The sequence below is a fragment of the Enterobacter cloacae complex sp. HYC080_NIDB genome (assembly GCF_056673325.1).
Map to the genome: position 1 here is coordinate 1,960,718 of NZ_CP114212.1, position 18,125 is coordinate 1,978,842.

Below are 18,125 nucleotides of genomic sequence, written 5' to 3' on the forward strand. Positions count from 1 at the left end.
AGGCTATCTGCCATTTACTGATAAAGGCGTAAGGCTGACTGAAAGGCGGTTTGGCGTTATCATCTACATTGTTTTGAGTTTTATCGCGCCCGGGGGTAGCTGTACGTTCGGGCGTTACTGGGGTAAGTCATGAAGTCCTTAGCCGATTTCGAATTTAATAAAGTGCCGCTTTGCGATGGCATGATCCTGATTTCGGAGATGATACGCGACGATTTTACGTCGCAGTACGTTTACGATGAACTGGAGAATCTGGTCAGCCTGGCGCGTGAAGAGATCAATCAGGCGCGCCCGCAGGACTGGCAATTAGAGAAGCTGCTTGAGCTTTTCTACGGCGAATGGGGTTTCTGCGACACGCGTGGCGTGTATCGCCTGTCTGACGCATTATGGCTGGACCAGGTCTTAAAAAATCGTCAGGGCAGCGCCGTTGCGCTGGGTTCTATTTTGCTGTGGGTCGCGCACCGTCTGGATATTCCACTGGTGCCGGTCATTTTCCCGACGCAGATGATCCTGCGGGCGGAGTGGCTGGACGGCGAGATGTGGCTCATTAATCCGTTTAACGGCGATACGCTGGATGAGCATACGCTGGACGTCTGGCTGAAAGGCAACATCAGCCCGGTCGCCGAGCTCTTTAACGAAGATCTCGACGAGGCCGATAACGCCGAAGTGATCCGCAAGCTGCTGGATACGCTGAAATCAGCGCTGATGGAAGAGCGTCAGATGGAGCTTGCCTTGCGTGCCAGCGAAGTGCTGCTGCAGTTTAATCCGGAAGATCCCTACGAAATTCGCGACCGCGGGCTTATCTATGCCCAGCTCGACTGCGAACACGTTGCGCTGAACGATCTGAGCTATTTCGTTGAGCAGTGCCCGGAAGATCCGATTAGCGAAATGATTCGCGCGCAGATCAACGCGATCTCGCACAAACAAATTACACTGCATTAATCTTAATTCCGATTCACACCTGAATAAGGCGATCCTATGAAACAAAAAGTGGTTAGCATTGGTGATATCAAGGTAGCAAACGACCTGCCGTTCGTGCTGTTTGGCGGTATGAACGTGCTGGAATCCCGCGATCTCGCCATGCGTATCTGCGAGCACTACGTGACCGTGACCCAGAAGCTGGGCATCCCGTACGTGTTTAAGGCCTCTTTTGACAAAGCCAACCGCTCCTCCATTCACTCTTACCGTGGCCCGGGCCTGGAAGAGGGCATGAAGATTTTCCAGGAGCTGAAACAGACGTTTGGCGTGAAAGTGATCACCGACGTGCATGAGTCCTGGCAGGCACAGCCTGTAGCGGACGTGGTAGACGTGATCCAGCTTCCGGCATTCCTGGCCCGTCAGACGGACCTGGTGGAAGCGATGGCGAAAACCGGCGCGGTCATCAACGTGAAAAAACCACAGTTCGTGAGCCCTGGCCAGATGGGGAACATTGTCGACAAGTTTATCGAAGGCGGTAATGACAAGGTTATCCTGTGCGACCGTGGTGCAAACTTCGGTTATGACAACCTGGTCGTGGATATGCTGGGCTTCAGCGTGATGAAGAACGTCTCTAACCAGTCTCCGGTGATCTTCGACGTGACTCACGCCCTGCAGTGCCGTGACCCGTTTGGTGCCGCGTCTGGCGGTCGTCGCGCACAGGTAACCGAGCTGGCGCGCGCCGGTATGGCAACGGGTCTGGCGGGTCTGTTCATTGAAGCGCATCCGGATCCGGCTAACGCGAAATGCGATGGTCCTTCCGCACTGCCGCTGGATAAGCTGGAGCCGTTCCTGAAGCAGATCAAAGCGATTGACGATCTGGTGAAGAACTTCGACGAGCTGGATACCAGCAACTAATAAAAAAACCCGCTTCGGCGGGTTTTTTTATAGGACATATTGCCGGGTGGCGCTGCGCTCACCCGGCCTACAAAACCTGTAGGCACTGCAAGCGAAGCGCCGCTGGACAAAGAGGCTAGGCAAATATCGTCATCAGGTACGCCACAAACAGCGCCATATGTGCCGCGCCGTTCAGCACGTTGGTGCGTCCGGTGGAGAAGGAGATCTGGCACAGCAGCAGCGAGGCCACCATCACAATCATCTCCGGCGCGCCCAGCGCAAACTGCAGTTCGTTCCCCGTCATAAAGGCAATCAGCGTCACCACCGGTACGGTGAGTGATATGGTCGCCAGCACGGAGCCGAAGAACAGGTTCATTGCACGCTGCACCTGATTGTTCAACACCGCTTTCAGCGCCCCCAGTCCTTCAGGGGACAGGATCAGCAGCGCCACCAGGAAACCGGTAAAGGCCACCGGGGCGTTCAGCTCGGTCAACAGCGTCTCCAGCGGGTTGGCATTCATTTTGGTGACCGCAATGACCGCAATCAGATGCACGATCAGCCAAACCGTGTGCCACACACTGCTGTGTGCTGACGGCTTACCGTGGTGCGGGTCATCGTCGTCGCCGTCATCTTCATGTTCGTATACAAACAGGCTCTGGTGCGTTTTGGTCTGAATCAGCAGGAACACGCCGTACATAGCTGCGGAAATCAGCGCGACCAGCAGCGCCTGACCGGTGGAAAAGTTTGCACCTGGCAGCGCCATCGGGAAGACCAGCACGATAATTGCCAGCGGGAAGAGGGCAATCAGGTACTGTTTAATGCCAAACAGGTTCATGTACTGGGTCGCAAATTTACGTCCGCCCAGTAACAGCGAGAAGCCCACCAGGCCGCCTGTCACAATCATAATGATGGAGTAGAGGGTATCGCGCATCAGCGTCGGGGCAGCATCGCCGGTCGCCATAAGCGCGGAAATCAGGCTGACTTCGAGAATAACAACGGAAAGACTCAGAATTAACGAACCGTACGGCTCGCCCAGACGGTGGGCTAATACGTCCGCATGGCGAACGACGCTAAATGCGCTGGTTAAAATACCGACCAGGGCAAGAATATTGATACCAACCACCACTGGCAGTGACTGACTGCTTCCCCAGAAGAGCAGCACAGCCAGTGCCAGAACCGGGAAAATGAGTGACGTCTCCTTGTGGCGGGTCTTTACCGCCTCGTGTGTTGCTGTCATGTGCTTCTCCATCAATGCAGGTGCTTGTAATTATAGATAGATTTTAAGGAGATTAAATTAACAGAAATCTGTTAAATACCTTCTAATTTTTACTTAATTTTACCATTTGTGATGTTTTTCTTCTTTGAAGTCTATAATGCCATATCTCTCATAAATAAATATTAAATAACAATGAATTATAATTTTAATTTACTCATTAATTATTGTTGGGTGGCACCATGGCATATCGTCGTCCACACTTATCTCTTTACCGAAAAGAGAGGTTAGTGATGCCCTACAAAACGAAACGCGAATTACCTGATAACGTGAAAAATGTCCTGCCTGAACACGCGCAGGATATCTACAAGGAAGCGTTTAACAGCGCCTGGGATCAGTACAAAGATAAAGACGATCGCCGGGATGATGCCAGCCGGGAAGAGACGGCGCATAAGGTCGCCTGGGCCGCAGTTAAACATGACTACGAGAAAGGAGACGATGATAAATGGCATAAAAAGAAATAGCCGTGAAATAATTCGCTGCCTTCATTTTGACTTTTCAGGCGGTTGAACTTCCGTTGTATTGCAACTGGTCCGCTAATTGCTTATCGTTATTTCACTGCTGGCAAAATGACCAGAGAAAAAATGCTGGGAAGGCGCATTACAGATGTCGCAAGGAAGCATGCAGTGGCGGAGGTGTAAAGTGTTAACGCGTGATTTCTTAATGAAGGCAGATTGTAAGACGGCATTTGGTGCTATTGAGGAATCGCTTCTCTGGTCAGCTGAACAACGTGCGGCGTCGCTTGCTGCCACGCTTGCCTGCCGCCCGGATGATGGCCCGGTATGGATTTTTGGCTACGGTTCGCTGATGTGGAACCCGGCTCTGGAATTTGTCGAATCGGCAACGGGAACGCTGCCTGGCTGGCACCGCGCATTTTGTCTGCGCCTGACGGCCGGACGCGGCAGTGCGTGTCAGCCTGGTCGCATGCTTGCACTGAAAGAGGGCGGACGCACCACGGGCGTGGCGTATCGCCTCCCGGATGCCACGCTCGAAGAGGAGCTGACGCTGCTCTGGAAGCGCGAGATGATCACCGGCTGCTATATGCCGAGCTGGTGCAAGCTGGAGCTTGACGATGGACGTACCGTCAATGCGCTGGTGTTTATTATGGATCCACGCCATCCGCTGTATGAAGCGGATACCCGCACGCAGGTCATCGCCCCGTTGATTGCCGCCGCCAGCGGGCCGCTGGGCACCAACGCGCAGTATCTCTTCTCCCTCGATCAGGAGCTGACCCGCCTCGGCATGAAGGACGATTGTCTGAATGAGCTGGTGGTAAAGGTGAGGGCGCTGCTGGAAGGGAACCCTGTCAACAGCTCGCTGCGACCGGGTTTTGCCTGATAATACGCCCGGCTGGACGGGCGTTTACTCTTATGCTGCCACGTAGCTGACGGAATGCTCCAGCGACTGACTGTGGCTGTCGATCAGCACATCCCATGTGCCGGTATACGGCACGGTAAGCCACGCTTTATCATCCTGCACGGTCAGAATATCCGTCTGGGATTGCTTTTGCGCTTTTGAACTCATGAGATGTATGCGGCAGCGTTCTGAGCAACGCACCACTACCGTATCCCCGCCGAACAGTTTCAAACTTGTTTTTACCAGTGCCATTTTTTACCCCGTAGTCTTAAACAACGCTCTCCCTGCAGCCATATCCGAGCGTGATGTTGTTCACAATTCACTCGTTGCATAACACCAAAGGGGGAGAGTCGGGATGCTGATTTTGATCAAAAAATGGCATAACGATTAAACAAAAATGACAAAATCCCTCAAAAGTGAGGCTGGCGCGCGTTTTACCCGCGAAACGCGCGCCGGGGGAACATTAAATGCGGAAATGGCCGGCCGTTTCAGCAAGGTCGCCCGCCTGGCTCTGCAGGGCTCCCGCGGCGGCGGCGGACTGCACCACCAGCTCCGCGTTCTGCTGCACCATTCTGTCGAGATGCGTCACAGCGTGATTTATCTCATGGATGCCTTTCATCTGTTCGCTGGTGGCGATGGAGATTTCGCGCATGATGCCGGAGACGCTGCCGATGCTGGAGCGGATCTCATCCATGCTTTCACCGGCCAGATGCACATAGCGCGAACCAGTCGCCACGCTATCGGTGGTGGAATCAATCAGGGATTTGATCTCTTTCGCCGCCTGGGCGCTACGACTGGCGAGGTTACGCACTTCCCCTGCCACCACGGCAAATCCGCGGCCCTGCTCACCGGCACGCGCCGCCTCGACGGAGGCGTTCAGCGCCAGAATGTTGGTCTGGAAGGCGATACCGTCGATGACGCTGGTGATATCACCAATTTTTGCGGACGCCACTTCGATGGACTGCATCGTGCTGATGGCCTGAGAAACCACTTCACCACCGCGCGCGGCAGCCGCAGACGCTTTGCTTGCCTGATCGTTCGCTTCCGCTGCCGATTCATTCGATTGCGTGACGGAGGCGGTGATCTGCTCCACCGCACTGGCGGTCTCGCGAAGGCTGGACGCCGCCTGCTCGGTACGCCCGGAAAGATCCTGGTTGCCAGCCGCAATTTCCTGCGCGGCATTTTTCACCGACGCGCTGGCGTCACGGAGTTGTACCATCACGACGGAAAGCTTATCGCTGAAGGCATTAAAGGCCTGCGCAATTTGCGCCACTTCATCATTGCCGCTGTCCGGCAAACGCTGGGACAGATCGTTGGTCCCGTTGGCAATGTTATGCATCGCATCACGAATGTCAGACAGGCGCTTCAGCAGACGGGCAATCAGGACGTGAACAATGGCGCCGCTCAGGAGTGCCAGGATCACCAGCGAAATCGCCGACGCTTTCAGCAGGGAACGCATGCCGGAGGTGGCATCGCTGTTGTCGAGCGCGACGACCAGCAGCCAGTTTGTGCCCGGCACGGCTGAGGCAATGAAGGTTTTGTCTACATCATTCAGGGTTCCGTCGACCGGATTACCGCGCTTCAGCGCCGCAAAGTCGATCCCTTTGATCGTCTCGGCAAACGGCTTCAGGGTCAAAGCCGGATCGTTGGCGGCAATCACGGTACCGTCACTGTTCAGGAGCAGCCCGCTGCTGGCGGGTGTTGGGTGGATGCCGCGCACGTTTGCCACGACGCTATCCATGGCGACATCGCCCGCCACCACCGCTTTCAGGACGCCATTTTCTTTCACCGGTACAGCAAACGTCACCACCAGCTTTCCGGTACCGGCATCAACATAGGGTGCGGTCACTACCGGGCCGTCCGTGCTCACCACCTGCTGATACCAGGGACGAATGGTCGGATCATAATCCGCCGGGACACCCGCAGGTTCAGAAAACTTCGCCGTCTTGCTCGCATAACCCACATAGACGTTAGTGAATCCCCCCGCCTGCGCCAGTTGTTTAAACACCGGAACCGGGTCGTCAGCCAGCGCGACGCTTTGTGCGGAGGTAATCACCGTCATTTTGCTTTTGGCCCAGTCGGCAATCGCCATGTTGTGGCTGGCGCTGGTACTGGTCAATATATCGCGCTGTGACTGCTGGTTATCCTGGCGCGTGACCTGGAAGTTAATAACGGTATTGAGAAGAAGGGCGACGACAAGGCAACCTGTCGTCGTGGCGATAATACGTGCGCGAATCGATCTGAACATAAGTGAAATACCTGCTGTGTTGTTTCCATGCCTATCGGCAACCCCGCAGGTAAACTTGATGCTGAAACCGCGTCCATAAGAAAATAATATTTTTAAGGGATTATTATTAAAAAGTTAATACTTTATCTGCGGTCAGCGTCCATTCGGCCAGCTCAACCAGCGTCCCGATTTCTACGCCCTCTATCAGCGGCAGAGTGGTAATCCCGCGTCCGTCGGTACAGGTCTTGCACAGTTTCACCGGCACATTTTGCGCGGTCAGGATCTCCAGCATCTGCTGAATGTTATAGCCTTCTGCCGGCTTTTGGCCCTTCAGCCCGGCGGTGACGGCATCCGACATTAAAAAAATCTGTAATGCCAGGTCGCTCTCTTTTTCACGTAGCGCAATGGCCAGACGCAGGCTGTTAAAAAGAGATTCGCTGCCGTAGGCCGCCCCGTTGGCGACGATCACAATCTTCTGCATGTTGACTCCTGTTCTTATAAAGGCACGAATATTGCTTAGTTCTCCGGAGTTTCGCTGTCCGGGAGAGTAAGCATGACATTAATGGCTGGCATTTCGCCAGGTGCAACCGAATGGCTTCAGCGCGCGAGGCTGATGCGCCGGGAGCAGCTCAGCAAGCTGGCAGAGCTGAACGTGCTGGTGCACGGCATTAGCCAACTGGTCCATATGCTACAGTGCGAGCGCGGGGCATCCAACGTCTGGCTCTGTTCACAGGGTAAGCTCTACGCGCCTGAATGCAAAGCCAGCCGGGCACTGGTAGACGAAAATCTTGCTGCGCTGAATACGATACTTGGCAAGCAGTCCCTCCTCCCGGGGAGCGCCGTCTGCGAACGTATCGGTAATGCACTGCATACGCTGGACACACTTCCCGCGCTGCGTGACGGGGTGAGTCAACAAACCCTGACGGCCCCGCAGGCCATGGAACATTACTCCCGCATGCTTCGCCATCTGCTCAGTATCGTGCCGCAACTCAATGACAGCATTGACGATCCGCAAATCGCGGGCCGGTTTGTCGCACTTTACAGCCTGATGCAGGGGAAAGAGCTGGCGGGACAAGAGCGGGCCCTGGGGGCGATAGGCTTCACGCAGGGTTTTTTTGATGACGTTACCCGCCAGAGACTGGTAGATCGCATTGACGGGCAGCAAGCCTGCTTTGAGATCTTCCTCTCCCACAGTCAGGCTGACGTTCAGGCCACTTTCTCCCTCAACTGCCAGCCCGACCGTGAGACGGAGCAACTCCGGCGCGTGGCCTGTACCCGCCAGCCTGCCGCGGATAATGGCCATACCGCGCTGGCGTGGTTTGCGCTGCAGACGGCGCGGCTGGAGCATCTGCGCGCGCTGGAGGAGACAATCATCGCCGATCTGATGGTCGCGGTGGATGAGCGGATTCAGCGTGACGAGGTCTATCTGCATCCTGCAGATGAACTGGAGGACCCGCTGGCGCATTACCCGGATAAACCCCTGCTGCCTCTGGTTCGCCAGCAGGCGCGCGAGATTGAGCAGCTCTCCCGTCAGCTTGCGTCGCTGCGCGATACGCTTGAGGAGCGAAAAACCATTGATAAAGCAAAAAGCGTGCTGATGACCCACCAGAATATGAGTGAGGAGCAGGCCTGGACAACGCTGCGCAAAATGGCGATGGACAAGAATCAGCGCATGGTGGATATCGCCCGGGCGCTGCTTACGGTGAAAAGCGTGTGGCAGATAACCCCAAAGGAGTAGCTGCACAATCAGTGGGCATGTTGTGCCTGATTGGGGTGCGTAATGGCGAGCAAAACCCGGCTTTCGGCCCTGAAACAGGGTGTTCAAACCTGGCATTGACTTTGCATTATTGAATTAACCATTTTTGACGGTGCGCCAACGGCGGTGCATCAGTCTTCGGGATAAAGGCGTCCAGCGGTGCTTCGGCACTGTGGGCGCTTTTTTTTGGCTTTTTTTCAGGAGTGGTCATGGCGGATTTGTCGAGACGGCGGTTTTTGCAGGCCAGCATGCTGGCGAGTGGCGCAGTGTTATTACCGGGTGTCATGCAGGCTGCCTGGGCGGCAGGCTCGGATAAACCGGAGCAGGAGACGGTACGTATCGGGTTTATCCCGCTGACCGACTGTGCGCCGGTGGTTATCGCAGCCCTGAAAGGCTTTGATAAAAAATACGGTATCACCATCGTCCCCACCAAAGAGGCGAGCTGGGCAGCGGTACGCGACAAGCTGGTGGCGGGGGAGCTGGACGCCGCGCACATTCTTTACGGTCTGCTGTACGGGCTTGAACTGGGTATTGCAGGCAAGCCGCAGCAAATGGCAAACCTGATGACGCTTAACCAGAACGGTCAGGCCATTACGCTCTCCAGCGATCTGGCGGAGAAGGGGGTTCGCGATCTTGACGGGCTGAAAACGCTGGTCGGGCAGCAGGCGCCTGGCACTTACACTTTCGCGCACACCTTCCCGACCGGAACGCACGCCATGTGGCTTTACTACTGGCTGGCGAGCGCAGGCATTAACCCCTTCGATGACGTGCGCACGGTGGTGGTGCCGCCGCCGCAGATGGTGATGAACATGCGCATTGGCAACATGGTGGGCTTTTGCGTCGGTGAGCCGTGGAACGCGAGGGCGATTAACGACCGCATTGGCTTCACCGCTGCCACGTCGCAGTCCATCTGGGCAGATCATCCTGAAAAAATTCTCGGTACGCGTCGCGACTGGGTGGAGAAAAATCCGCACACCGCCCGGGCGCTGGTGAGCGCCGTGATGGAAGCCGCGCGCTGGATTGAGGCGTCCCCGGAAAACAAACGTGAAACCGCGCAGATCCTCTCGCGCCGGGCGTGGCTCAACTGCAAAGAACAGTATCTCACCGGGCGAATGCTCGGGGAATACGACAACGGCCTGGGGCAGCGCTGGCAGGACGCGCACCCGATCCGTTTCTTCAACGAGGGTGCCGTCAGTTATCCGTACCTCTCCGACGGCATGTGGTTCTTAACCCAGTTCCGCCGCTGGGGCTTGCTTAAAGCCGCGCCGGATTACGTGGGTATTGCGCAGCGCATTAACCAGACCGCGGTCTGGCAGGATGCTGCCACCGCCGTCGGCGGACTCTCCACACCCTCATCACCGTATCGCAGCAGCACGCTGATGGACGGTACCGTCTGGAACGGAACCGATCCGGAAGGGTACGCCAACCGTTTTGCCATTCACCGTAAAGGGGCCTGATTATGCCGCATCTGCAAAACACAAAACCACAAGAGAAGCCTGAGAGCGGGGAGGTGATTGTCCTGCCACCGTTACAGGTTCGTCGTCGTACGCCTGCGTTGGCGCGTCGAATGAATGATGTTTTACAGCGCGTCATTCCGGCGTTTCTGGGGCTGGGGCTGCTGGTGGTGCTCTGGCAACTGGCAGCGATAAACAGCAAAGGCTTCCCGACGCCGCTCAGCACGCTCGACTCGGCCATAACCCTGTTCGCCGATCCGTTTTATCGCGACGGGCCAAACGATATGGGCATAGGCTGGAACGTGCTTGCGTCACTGCAGCGCGTCGCCATCGGCTTTGGTCTGGCAGCGCTGGCGGGGATTCCGCTGGGCTTTCTGATTGGCCGCTTCACCTTTTTCTCGCGCATGTTCAACCCGCTAATTGCCCTCCTGCGGCCGGTTAGCCCGCTGGCCTGGCTGCCCATCGGCCTGCTGCTGTTCCAGAAAGCGGAGCCAGCATCAAGCTGGACCATCTTTATCTGCTCCATCTGGCCGATGGTCATCAACACCGCGGAAGGGGTGCGCCGTATTCCACAGGACTACCTCAACGTCGCCCGGGTACTGCAACTCTCTGAGTGGACCATCATGCGCCGCATTCTCTTTCCTGCCGTGCTGCCTGCGGTGCTGACCGGGGTACGCCTCTCCATCGGTATTGCCTGGCTGGTGATTGTCGCCGCCGAGATGCTCACCGGAGGCTTAGGCATCGGCTTCTGGATCTGGAACGAGTGGAACAACCTCAACGTCGAAAACATTCTCATCGCCATCGTCATTATTGGCGTGGTCGGGTTGCTGCTGGAGCAGGGGCTGATGCTGATTGCCCGTCGCTTTAGCTGGCAGGAAAAATAAGGAGCGAAGATGAAACCATTAATTCAGGTCCAGGGCGTGAGCCAGCGCTTTTCTACTGCCAGCGGCGAGTTTCTGGCGCTGCAAAACGTTTCGTTTGATATTCACGAGGGCGAAACCGTCAGTTTGATCGGCCACTCCGGCTGCGGCAAATCGACGCTGCTGAACCTTATTGCCGGCATTACGCTGCCGACGGAAGGTGGGCTTATCTGCGACAACCGCGAAATTGCCGGGCCGGGCCCCGAGCGCGCGGTGGTGTTTCAGAACCATTCCCTGCTGCCATGGCTCACCTGCTTTGACAACGTCGCCCTGGCGGTGGATCAGGTGTTCCGTCACACCATGAGCAAGTCTGAGCGTAAAGCGTGGATCGAGCACAACCTCGACCGCGTGCAGATGGGGCATGCCTTGCATAAGCGCCCGGGGGAGATCTCCGGCGGCATGAAGCAGCGCGTGGGCATCGCCCGCGCGCTGGCGATGAAGCCAAAAGTGCTGCTGATGGATGAACCGTTCGGCGCGCTGGATGCGCTGACGCGAGCCCATCTGCAGGACTCGGTGATGCAGATCCAGCAGGCATTGAACACCACTATCGTGCTGATTACCCACGACGTGGATGAGGCAGTGCTGCTTTCCGATCGCGTGCTGATGATGACCAACGGCCCGGCGGCGACCGTCGGAGAGATCCTGCGCGTTGATCTGCCGCGTCCGCGCAACCGGGTTCAGCTGGCGGACGACAGCCGCTACCACCACATGCGTCAGCAGATCCTCCATTTCCTCTACGAAAAACAGCCGAAAGCGGCGTAACGAGGGGGCTTTGATGCGACTGGTCATTATCGGGAATGGAATGGCGGCCACCCGGCTGATTGACGGGCTAACCGGGCGGGCCTCGGGTCGTTTTGCTATCACCGTCGTCGGTGATGAGCCTGAGCATGCCTATAACCGCATTCAGCTTTCGCCGGTGCTGGGGGGCGAGAAAGCGGCAGCGGATATCTGTCTTCAGGATGAGGACTGGTACCGGGTACGTGGCGTTACGGTGCTGCGGGGCGAAAGGGCGCTTGCCGTGGACGTGGTCTCACGGGAAGTGCGAACCGCCACCCGCACGCTGGGCTGGGATGCCCTGGTATTTGCCACCGGTTCAACGCCTTTTGTTCCGCCGATCCCCGGCGGTGATGCGCCGCAGGTGTTCACGTTCCGCACCCTGGAGGATACCTGCGCCATTCAGGCAATTTCCGGTCCGGCGGTGGTGCTGGGGGGCGGCGTGCTTGGGGTTGAGACTGCGGCAGCACTGGCACGCTCAGGTGACAACGTCACGCTCGTTCATCGCGGTCCGTGGCTGATGGAACAACAGCTGGATCAACAGGCTGGCGCGCTGCTGGAGGAGGCGCTGGCGGAACGGGGCGTGCGCTGTGAGCTTGCCTCCGGCATCTCGGCGATTAACGACAACACCGTGACGTTGCTCAATGGACGCAGTATTGCTGCGGCGCGCGTGGTGCTGGCGACCGGCGTGCAGCCCAACATTGACCTGGCAAAGGCCAGCGGCCTTCATTGCGCGCGCGGGATTGTGGTGAATCACCAGATGCAGACCTCCGCGCCGGACATCTATGCCATTGGCGAGTGCTGCGAAATTGATGGCCAGACGTTTGGCCTGGTCGCCCCCTGTCTGGCGCAGGCCGATATCCTCGCCGCACGGCTGGCGGGCGACACCACTGCGCCGTTTACCCTCACCGACAACGGTGTGCGCCTCAAGGTGACCGGCGTGGAGCTGTTCAGCCTGGGTCGCGCGGCGGAGCAGGAGGGCGACGTGGTCTGGCGTTCATGGGATCCGCTGACGCGTCACTATCGTCGCTTACTGATCCATCAGGGGACGCTGGCTGGCGTGCTGCTGATGGGAGATTGCCGCCACGCGGCGACATTTACCGATTTACGGGCAACGGCTGCGCCCGCACACGCGGACTGGCTGTTCGATCGATTCACTACGCAACCACAGGTTGCAGGACAGAACGCTATGACAAAACCTACTCTGGTGGTGGTTGGGCACGGTATGGTCGGCCATCATTTTCTCGAAGATTGCGTTAACCGCAACTTACATCAGCAGTATCAGATCGTGGTCTTTGGTGAAGAGCGCTATGCCGCCTATGACCGCGTGCATCTGTCCGAGTATTTTGGCGGCCGCAGTGCGGATTCGCTCTCGCTGGTGGCAGGGGATTTTTTTGCTGATAACGGCATTGAGCTGCGCCTGTCGCAGCAGATTGTCGCCATTGACCGCGACGCGCGCGTGGTGCGTACCGCCAGTGGGCATGAAACACACTGGGATAAACTGGTGCTGGCGACCGGCTCATACCCGTTTGTCCCGCTGGTACCGGGTAACGATCTGCCGGGCTGTTTTGTCTACCGCACGCTCGACGATCTCGACAACATTGCGGCCCATGCGGCGGGTGCGCGTCGCGGGGTCGTCATCGGCGGCGGGCTGCTGGGGCTGGAGGCAGCAAACGCCCTGAAACAACTCGGGCTCGACACTCACGTGGTGGAGTTTGCGCCCAATCTGATGGCGGTTCAGCTCGATAACGACGGCGCGTCGATGCTGCGCAAGAAAATCGAGGCGCTGGGCGTGGGCGTTCACACCGCTAAAGCCACCACGGAAATTGCGTCGACGGATGACGGGCTGGTGCTGCGCTTTGCCGATGGCGAAGCGCTGGAAACGGACCTGGTGGTCTTTTCTGCCGGTATCCGTCCGCAGGACGCGCTGGCGCGCAGCAGCGGGCTGGCTATCGGCGAGCGCGGCGGGATCTGCATTGACGATGGCTGCCAGACTTCCGACCGTGACGTGTTTGCCATTGGCGAATGCGCGTTGTGGGAAGGGAAAATCTTTGGACTGGTTGCCCCGGGCTACCAGATGGCACGCGTGGCCGCCGCCGCGCTTGCAGGGGAGGATAAAACCTTCACCGGCGCGGATATGAGCACCAAACTCAAGCTGCTGGGCGTGGATGTGGCGTCGTTTGGCGACGCTCACGGGCGCACGCCGGGGGCGCTGAGCTACCAGTGGACGCACGGCCCGCAGCAAATCTACAAGAAAATCGTGGTCAGCCACGACAGCAAAACGCTGCTCGGCGGCGTGCTGGTGGGGGACGCCAGCGAATACGCCACGCTGGTGCAGATGATGCTCAATGGAATCAGCCTGCCGAAAGCGCCGGAAACCCTGATATTACCCGCATCCTCAGGCAGCGCGCCAAAAGCGCTGGGCGTGGCGGCGCTGCCGGAAAGTGCGCAGATCTGTTCGTGTTATAACGTCAGCAAGGGCGATATTTGCCAGGCCGTGAGCGCGGGCGCAACGGATATCGGTGCCATCAAACAGTGCACTAAAGCGGCGACCGGTTGCGGGGGCTGTAGTGCGCTGGTGAAGCAGGTGATGGAGTTTCAGCTTGCTGAACAGGGCGTGGAGGTGAAAAAGGATATCTGTGAACACTTCCCCTGGTCACGCCAGGAAATTTACCACCTGGTGCGCGTCAACCATATCCGCACCTTTGACCAGCTCATCAGCCGCTACGGTCAGGGACACGGGTGCGAAATCTGTAAGCCGCTGGTCGGGTCCGTGCTGGCTTCCTGCTGGAACGAGTATCTGCTTAAACCGGCGCATCTGCCGCTGCAGGACACCAACGACCGTTACTTTGCCAATATTCAGAAGGACGGAACCTATTCAATCGTGCCGCGTATGCCCGCCGGGGAAGTGACCGCCGACGGGCTGATCGCCATCGGCCAGATTGCAAAGCGCTATAGCCTTTACAGCAAAATCACTGGCGGGCAGCGTATTGACCTCTTTGGCGCCACTCTGGAACAGCTACCGGAGATCTGGCAGGCGCTGGTGGAAGCCGGATTTGAGACCGGCCACGCTTACGGGAAATCTCTGCGCACGGTGAAATCCTGCGTTGGGTCGACCTGGTGCCGCTATGGCGTGCAGGACTCCACCGGCCTCGCGGTCAAACTGGAGCACCGTTACAAAGGCCTGCGCGCGCCGCACAAAATCAAAATGGCGGTTTCCGGCTGTACCCGCGAGTGTGCCGAGGCGCAGAGCAAAGACGTGGGCGTCATTGCCACCGATAAAGGCTGGAACCTCTACCTGTGCGGCAACGGCGGCATGAAGCCGCGCCATGCGGATCTCTTCGCCAGCGATCTGGACGATGAAACGCTGATCCGTACCGTTGACCGGTTCCTGATGTTCTACATCCGCACGGCGGATCGCCTGCAGCGCACCAGCACCTGGATGGACAACCTGGAAGGCGGCCTCGACTATCTGCGCGAGGTGATCCTCGAGGACAGTCTGGGTATTGCCCACGAACTGGAGCAGGAGATGGCCCGGGTGGTGGAAACCTACCAGTGCGAATGGCAGACCACGCTCAACGATCCCAACCGTCTGGCGCTGTTCCGCACCGCTGTGAACGACACTGCCGCAGAGCAAGGCAAACGCTGGCAGGAAATCTGCGGTATCGAGGATATCCCCGAACAGGCGGGCATTGGCGCGCGTCTCGGTCACAACGCGATTGCGCTGTTCCGCTTTGGCAAAACCGTTTATGCCCTCGATGACCTGGAGCCAGGAAGCCGTGCGAACGTGCTTTCTCGCGGCATTCTTGGCGATGCGGCGGGGGAGCCGGTGGTGATCTCTCCGCTTTATAAACAGCGCATTCGTCTGCGCGATGGCTGTCAGGTTGAAAATGGTGAGCCTGCGGTACGCGCCTGGCCGGTGAAAATCGAAAACGGCAAAGTGTGGGTCGGTAACGATGCCCTTGTCATGCGTGCGGAGGCTTCATGACAGAAACCCGGACAACATGCCCCTACTGCGGGGTGGGCTGCGGCGTGGTCGCCCGCGTGGAAGGCGGCGTGGTCAGCGTTCGGGGGGATGAAACCCATCCGGCGAATTTTGGTCGCCTGTGCGTGAAAGGGTCCGCCCTGGGGGAGACAACCGATTTACAGGGGCGGCTTTTGCGCCCGGTCCTCGACGGTCATGAGGTGGACTGGACGCAGGCACTGGAGACGGCAGGTGAACGGCTCCAGCTCATTATCGACACATGGGGGCCGCAGGCGGTGGCGTTCTACGCATCCGGCCAGCTGTTAACCGAGGATTACTACGCCGCTAACAAGCTGATGAAGGGGTTTATCGGGGCGGCGAACATTGATACCAACTCCCGGCTCTGCATGTCGTCAGCGGTGGTGGGTTATAAACGTGCCTTCGGTGAGGACGTGGTGCCGTGCAGTTACAAGGACGTGGAGAACAGCGATCTGGTGGTACTGGTGGGCTCGAATGCCGCCTGGACGCACCCTGTTCTGTACCAGCGGCTGGTGCAGGCAAAGCAAACCAATCCGCAGATGAAGGTGGTGGTGATTGACCCGCGTGAAACGGCTACCTGTGATATCGCTGACCTGCATCTGGCGCTAAAACCCGGCAGCGATGCGGGGCTGTTTGTGGGGTTGCTCAATGTGATCCAGGGAACCGACGCGTGGCCGATGGCCCGCGTGGCGGCGTTTTGCGATCTTCCTGTGCAGGATATTGGTGTGTTTTATGACTGGTTTGTCACCGCGCCACGCGCGATCACGCTCTACACCATGGGGATCAACCAGTCATCGAGCGGTAGCGACAAGTGTAATGCCATCATCAACGTCCATCTTGCCAGCGGAAAATTCAACCGCCCGGGCTGCGGTCCGTTTTCGCTGACCGGACAGCCAAACGCCATGGGCGGACGAGAAGTGGGCGGGCTGGCAAATCAGCTGGCGGCGCACATGAGCTTTGAGCCGGACGACCTTTCGCGGGTGGCGCGTTTCTGGGGAACGGAAAGGCTGGCGCAGACGCCAGGCCTGATGGCGGTTGAACTGTTTGATGCCATTGCCCGTGGCGAAGTGAAGGCGGTGTGGATCATGGGCACCAACCCAGCGGTCTCGCTGCCGGACAGTCACGCCGTATGTCAGGCGCTGGCAGGCTGCCCGCTGGTGATTGTTTCTGAGGTCATGAACGATACCGATACCAGCCGGTTCGCCCATATCCGTTTTCCGGCGCTGGCCTGGGGGGAGAAGGACGGCACTGTGACCAATTCCGAGCGGCGTATTTCGCGCCAGCGCGCCTTTCTGCCTGCTCCGGGAGAGGCAAAACCGGACTGGTGGATCGTCGCGCAGATTGCAAAACGGCTGGGGCACGGCGACGCCTTTGCCTGGCAACATCCGCACGAGATTTTTTGCGAGCACGCGGCGCTGACGGCCTTTGAAAATGACGGCACGCGGGCATTGAACCTGCATGACCTGGCTGAACTTACCCGGGAAGCGTGGGAGCGGCTGGAGCCGTATCAGTGGTCAACGGGGGATTTTCCGCGCCGAAACCTGGTGCCGGTCGATCCGGTCCAGCACGGTGCGGCGGTCAGCACGCTGTACCCGGTGATCCTCAATACCGGACGCATCCGCGATCAATGGCACACCATGACCCGGACGGGGTATGTGTCCCGGCTGATGCAGCATATCGCGGAGCCGTTTGTTGAGGTCTGCGCCAGCGATGCCGTGCGGTTCTCGTTGTGTGATGGCCAGCTGGCGCGGATCAGTTCGCCGCGCGGCGTGATGGTCGCCAGAGTGCGAGTCAACCGCGGCATCCGGCAAGGCGAGGCGTTTGCCCCGATGCACTGGAACGCCGTGTTTGCCCGTCAGGGAAAGGTGAATGCGCTGGTGGAAGGGCGCTGCGATCCGGCGTCTGGCCAGCCGGAGAGCAAACAAACCGCCGTTCGGATCATGCCCTGGCTGCCCGTCTGGCAAGGGGTGCTCTATACCCACGAACAGCCGGCGTTACCATCCTGGGTTCACTGGTGGCGTAAAGCCTCGCATCTGACGGTATCAGGAGATAAACCGTTGCTGTCGTGGCTCATGAACTACGCCAGCAGCCGGGGCTGGCAGTTACAGGTTGCTCAAACCGGCGAACGCAGTAGCGTGCTGGCCTGGCATGAAGGTCAGCTGATGCTCGGCTTCTGGGAAGGCACCACGTTACCGGAGCTGGTACACCCGATCATTGACGCTGCTTTTCGCTCGCCCCCCACGACGCCTGCAGAGCGTCATGCGCTTCTGAACGGGCAGGGTGTGGAGGAGATGGTGGATCAGGGACGCATTATCTGTAGCTGCTTCAGCGTCGGAGAAAATGCGATTCGGGAGGCGATAGCCGGAGGGTGCGAAAGCGTCGCCGCGCTGGGGGCAACGTTACGGTGCGGCACGAACTGTGGCTCCTGCGTTTCGGAGTTGAAAGGACTGTTTGGATGATGGTGTAAGGGCGTCGGGTGGCGTAGCCGCCACCCGACAATCAGTTTCAGGATAATCCTGAAATTTCCGCCAGAACTGCATTTCCAGGCTTATC

General features: G+C 58.3%; 14 protein-coding genes and 1 pseudogene. 11 read left to right on the top strand and 4 right to left on the bottom strand.

Features of this window, described 5'->3' with window-relative positions:
- Positions 1 to 4: 4 nt before the first annotated feature.
- The 3 genes and pseudogenes from O1723_RS09290 to kdsA all read left to right on the top strand — a co-directional run.
- Positions 5 to 94: pseudogene (locus O1723_RS09290) on the top strand (siroheme synthase); the annotation flags it as partial.
- Between the two features lie 35 nt (positions 95 to 129).
- Positions 130 to 939: an invasion regulator SirB1 gene (gene sirB1, locus O1723_RS09295; protein ID WP_008499515.1), complete on the top strand. Its 810-nt coding sequence runs from the start codon at positions 130 to 132 to the stop codon at positions 937 to 939.
- Positions 940 to 975: 36 nt separating this feature from the next.
- Positions 976 to 1,830, top strand: coding sequence for a 3-deoxy-8-phosphooctulonate synthase (gene kdsA / locus O1723_RS09300; RefSeq protein ID WP_014884193.1), 855 nt, complete (start codon positions 976 to 978; stop codon positions 1,828 to 1,830).
- Between the two features lie 115 nt (positions 1,831 to 1,945).
- Here kdsA and chaA read toward each other — a convergent pair whose 3' ends face one another.
- Positions 1,946 to 3,046 (bottom strand): sodium-potassium/proton antiporter ChaA, encoded by a 1,101-nt coding sequence (chaA, locus tag O1723_RS09305; protein ID WP_014884192.1) that lies wholly within the window; start codon positions 3,044 to 3,046, stop codon positions 1,946 to 1,948.
- A 269-nt stretch (positions 3,047 to 3,315) separates the two neighbouring features.
- Here chaA and chaB point away from each other — a divergent pair, with 269 nt between their 5' ends.
- On the top strand, positions 3,316 to 3,546 hold the full coding sequence (chaB, locus tag O1723_RS09310) for a putative cation transport regulator ChaB (RefSeq protein ID WP_014884191.1): 231 nt from the start codon (positions 3,316 to 3,318) through the stop codon (positions 3,544 to 3,546).
- Between the two features lie 178 nt (positions 3,547 to 3,724).
- Positions 3,725 to 4,420 (top strand): gamma-glutamylcyclotransferase, encoded by a 696-nt coding sequence (locus tag O1723_RS09315; protein WP_014884190.1) that lies wholly within the window; start codon positions 3,725 to 3,727, stop codon positions 4,418 to 4,420.
- A 30-nt stretch (positions 4,421 to 4,450) separates the two neighbouring features.
- Here the strand turns inward: O1723_RS09315 and O1723_RS09320 are convergent, their stop codons facing one another.
- The 3 genes from O1723_RS09320 to O1723_RS09330 form a co-directional block, all read right to left on the bottom strand.
- Complete coding sequence (locus O1723_RS09320; RefSeq protein ID WP_014884189.1) at positions 4,451 to 4,690, bottom strand: DUF1883 domain-containing protein; 240 nt, start codon at positions 4,688 to 4,690, stop codon at positions 4,451 to 4,453.
- A gap of 211 nt (positions 4,691 to 4,901) precedes the next feature.
- The gene (locus tag O1723_RS09325; protein WP_014884188.1) at positions 4,902 to 6,686 is read right to left on the bottom strand and encodes a methyl-accepting chemotaxis protein; all 1,785 of its coding nucleotides are present in this window, start codon (positions 6,684 to 6,686) and stop codon (positions 4,902 to 4,904) included.
- A gap of 106 nt (positions 6,687 to 6,792) precedes the next feature.
- On the bottom strand, positions 6,793 to 7,146 hold the full coding sequence (locus tag O1723_RS09330; RefSeq protein WP_014884187.1) for a DsrE/DsrF/TusD sulfur relay family protein: 354 nt from the start codon (positions 7,144 to 7,146) through the stop codon (positions 6,793 to 6,795).
- A gap of 72 nt (positions 7,147 to 7,218) precedes the next feature.
- Between O1723_RS09330 and nasR the strand changes: the two genes are divergently transcribed.
- The 6 genes from nasR (at position 7,219) to O1723_RS09360 (ending at position 18,031) form a co-directional block, all read left to right on the top strand.
- Positions 7,219 to 8,403: a nitrate regulatory protein NasR gene (gene nasR / locus O1723_RS09335; protein ID WP_014884186.1), complete on the top strand. Its 1,185-nt coding sequence runs from the start codon at positions 7,219 to 7,221 to the stop codon at positions 8,401 to 8,403.
- Between the two features lie 227 nt (positions 8,404 to 8,630).
- Positions 8,631 to 9,878: a CmpA/NrtA family ABC transporter substrate-binding protein gene (locus O1723_RS09340; protein WP_023330586.1), complete on the top strand. Its 1,248-nt coding sequence runs from the start codon at positions 8,631 to 8,633 to the stop codon at positions 9,876 to 9,878.
- 2 nt (positions 9,879 to 9,880) lie between these two features.
- The gene (ntrB, locus tag O1723_RS09345; RefSeq protein ID WP_014884183.1) at positions 9,881 to 10,759 is read left to right on the top strand and encodes a nitrate ABC transporter permease; all 879 of its coding nucleotides are present in this window, start codon (positions 9,881 to 9,883) and stop codon (positions 10,757 to 10,759) included.
- Positions 10,760 to 10,768: 9 nt separating this feature from the next.
- Positions 10,769 to 11,557, top strand: coding sequence for an ABC transporter ATP-binding protein (locus O1723_RS09350; protein ID WP_014884182.1), 789 nt, complete (start codon positions 10,769 to 10,771; stop codon positions 11,555 to 11,557).
- A 13-nt stretch (positions 11,558 to 11,570) separates the two neighbouring features.
- Positions 11,571 to 15,557: a nitrite reductase large subunit NirB gene (gene nirB / locus O1723_RS09355; RefSeq protein WP_023337394.1), complete on the top strand. Its 3,987-nt coding sequence runs from the start codon at positions 11,571 to 11,573 to the stop codon at positions 15,555 to 15,557.
- A complete protein-coding gene (locus O1723_RS09360) occupies positions 15,554 to 18,031 on the top strand; it encodes a nitrate reductase (RefSeq protein WP_014884180.1) in 2,478 nt (825 codons plus the stop codon). The genes nirB and O1723_RS09360 overlap by 4 nt, the downstream gene beginning before the upstream one ends.
- The last annotated feature ends 94 nt before the right edge of the window (positions 18,032 to 18,125 follow it).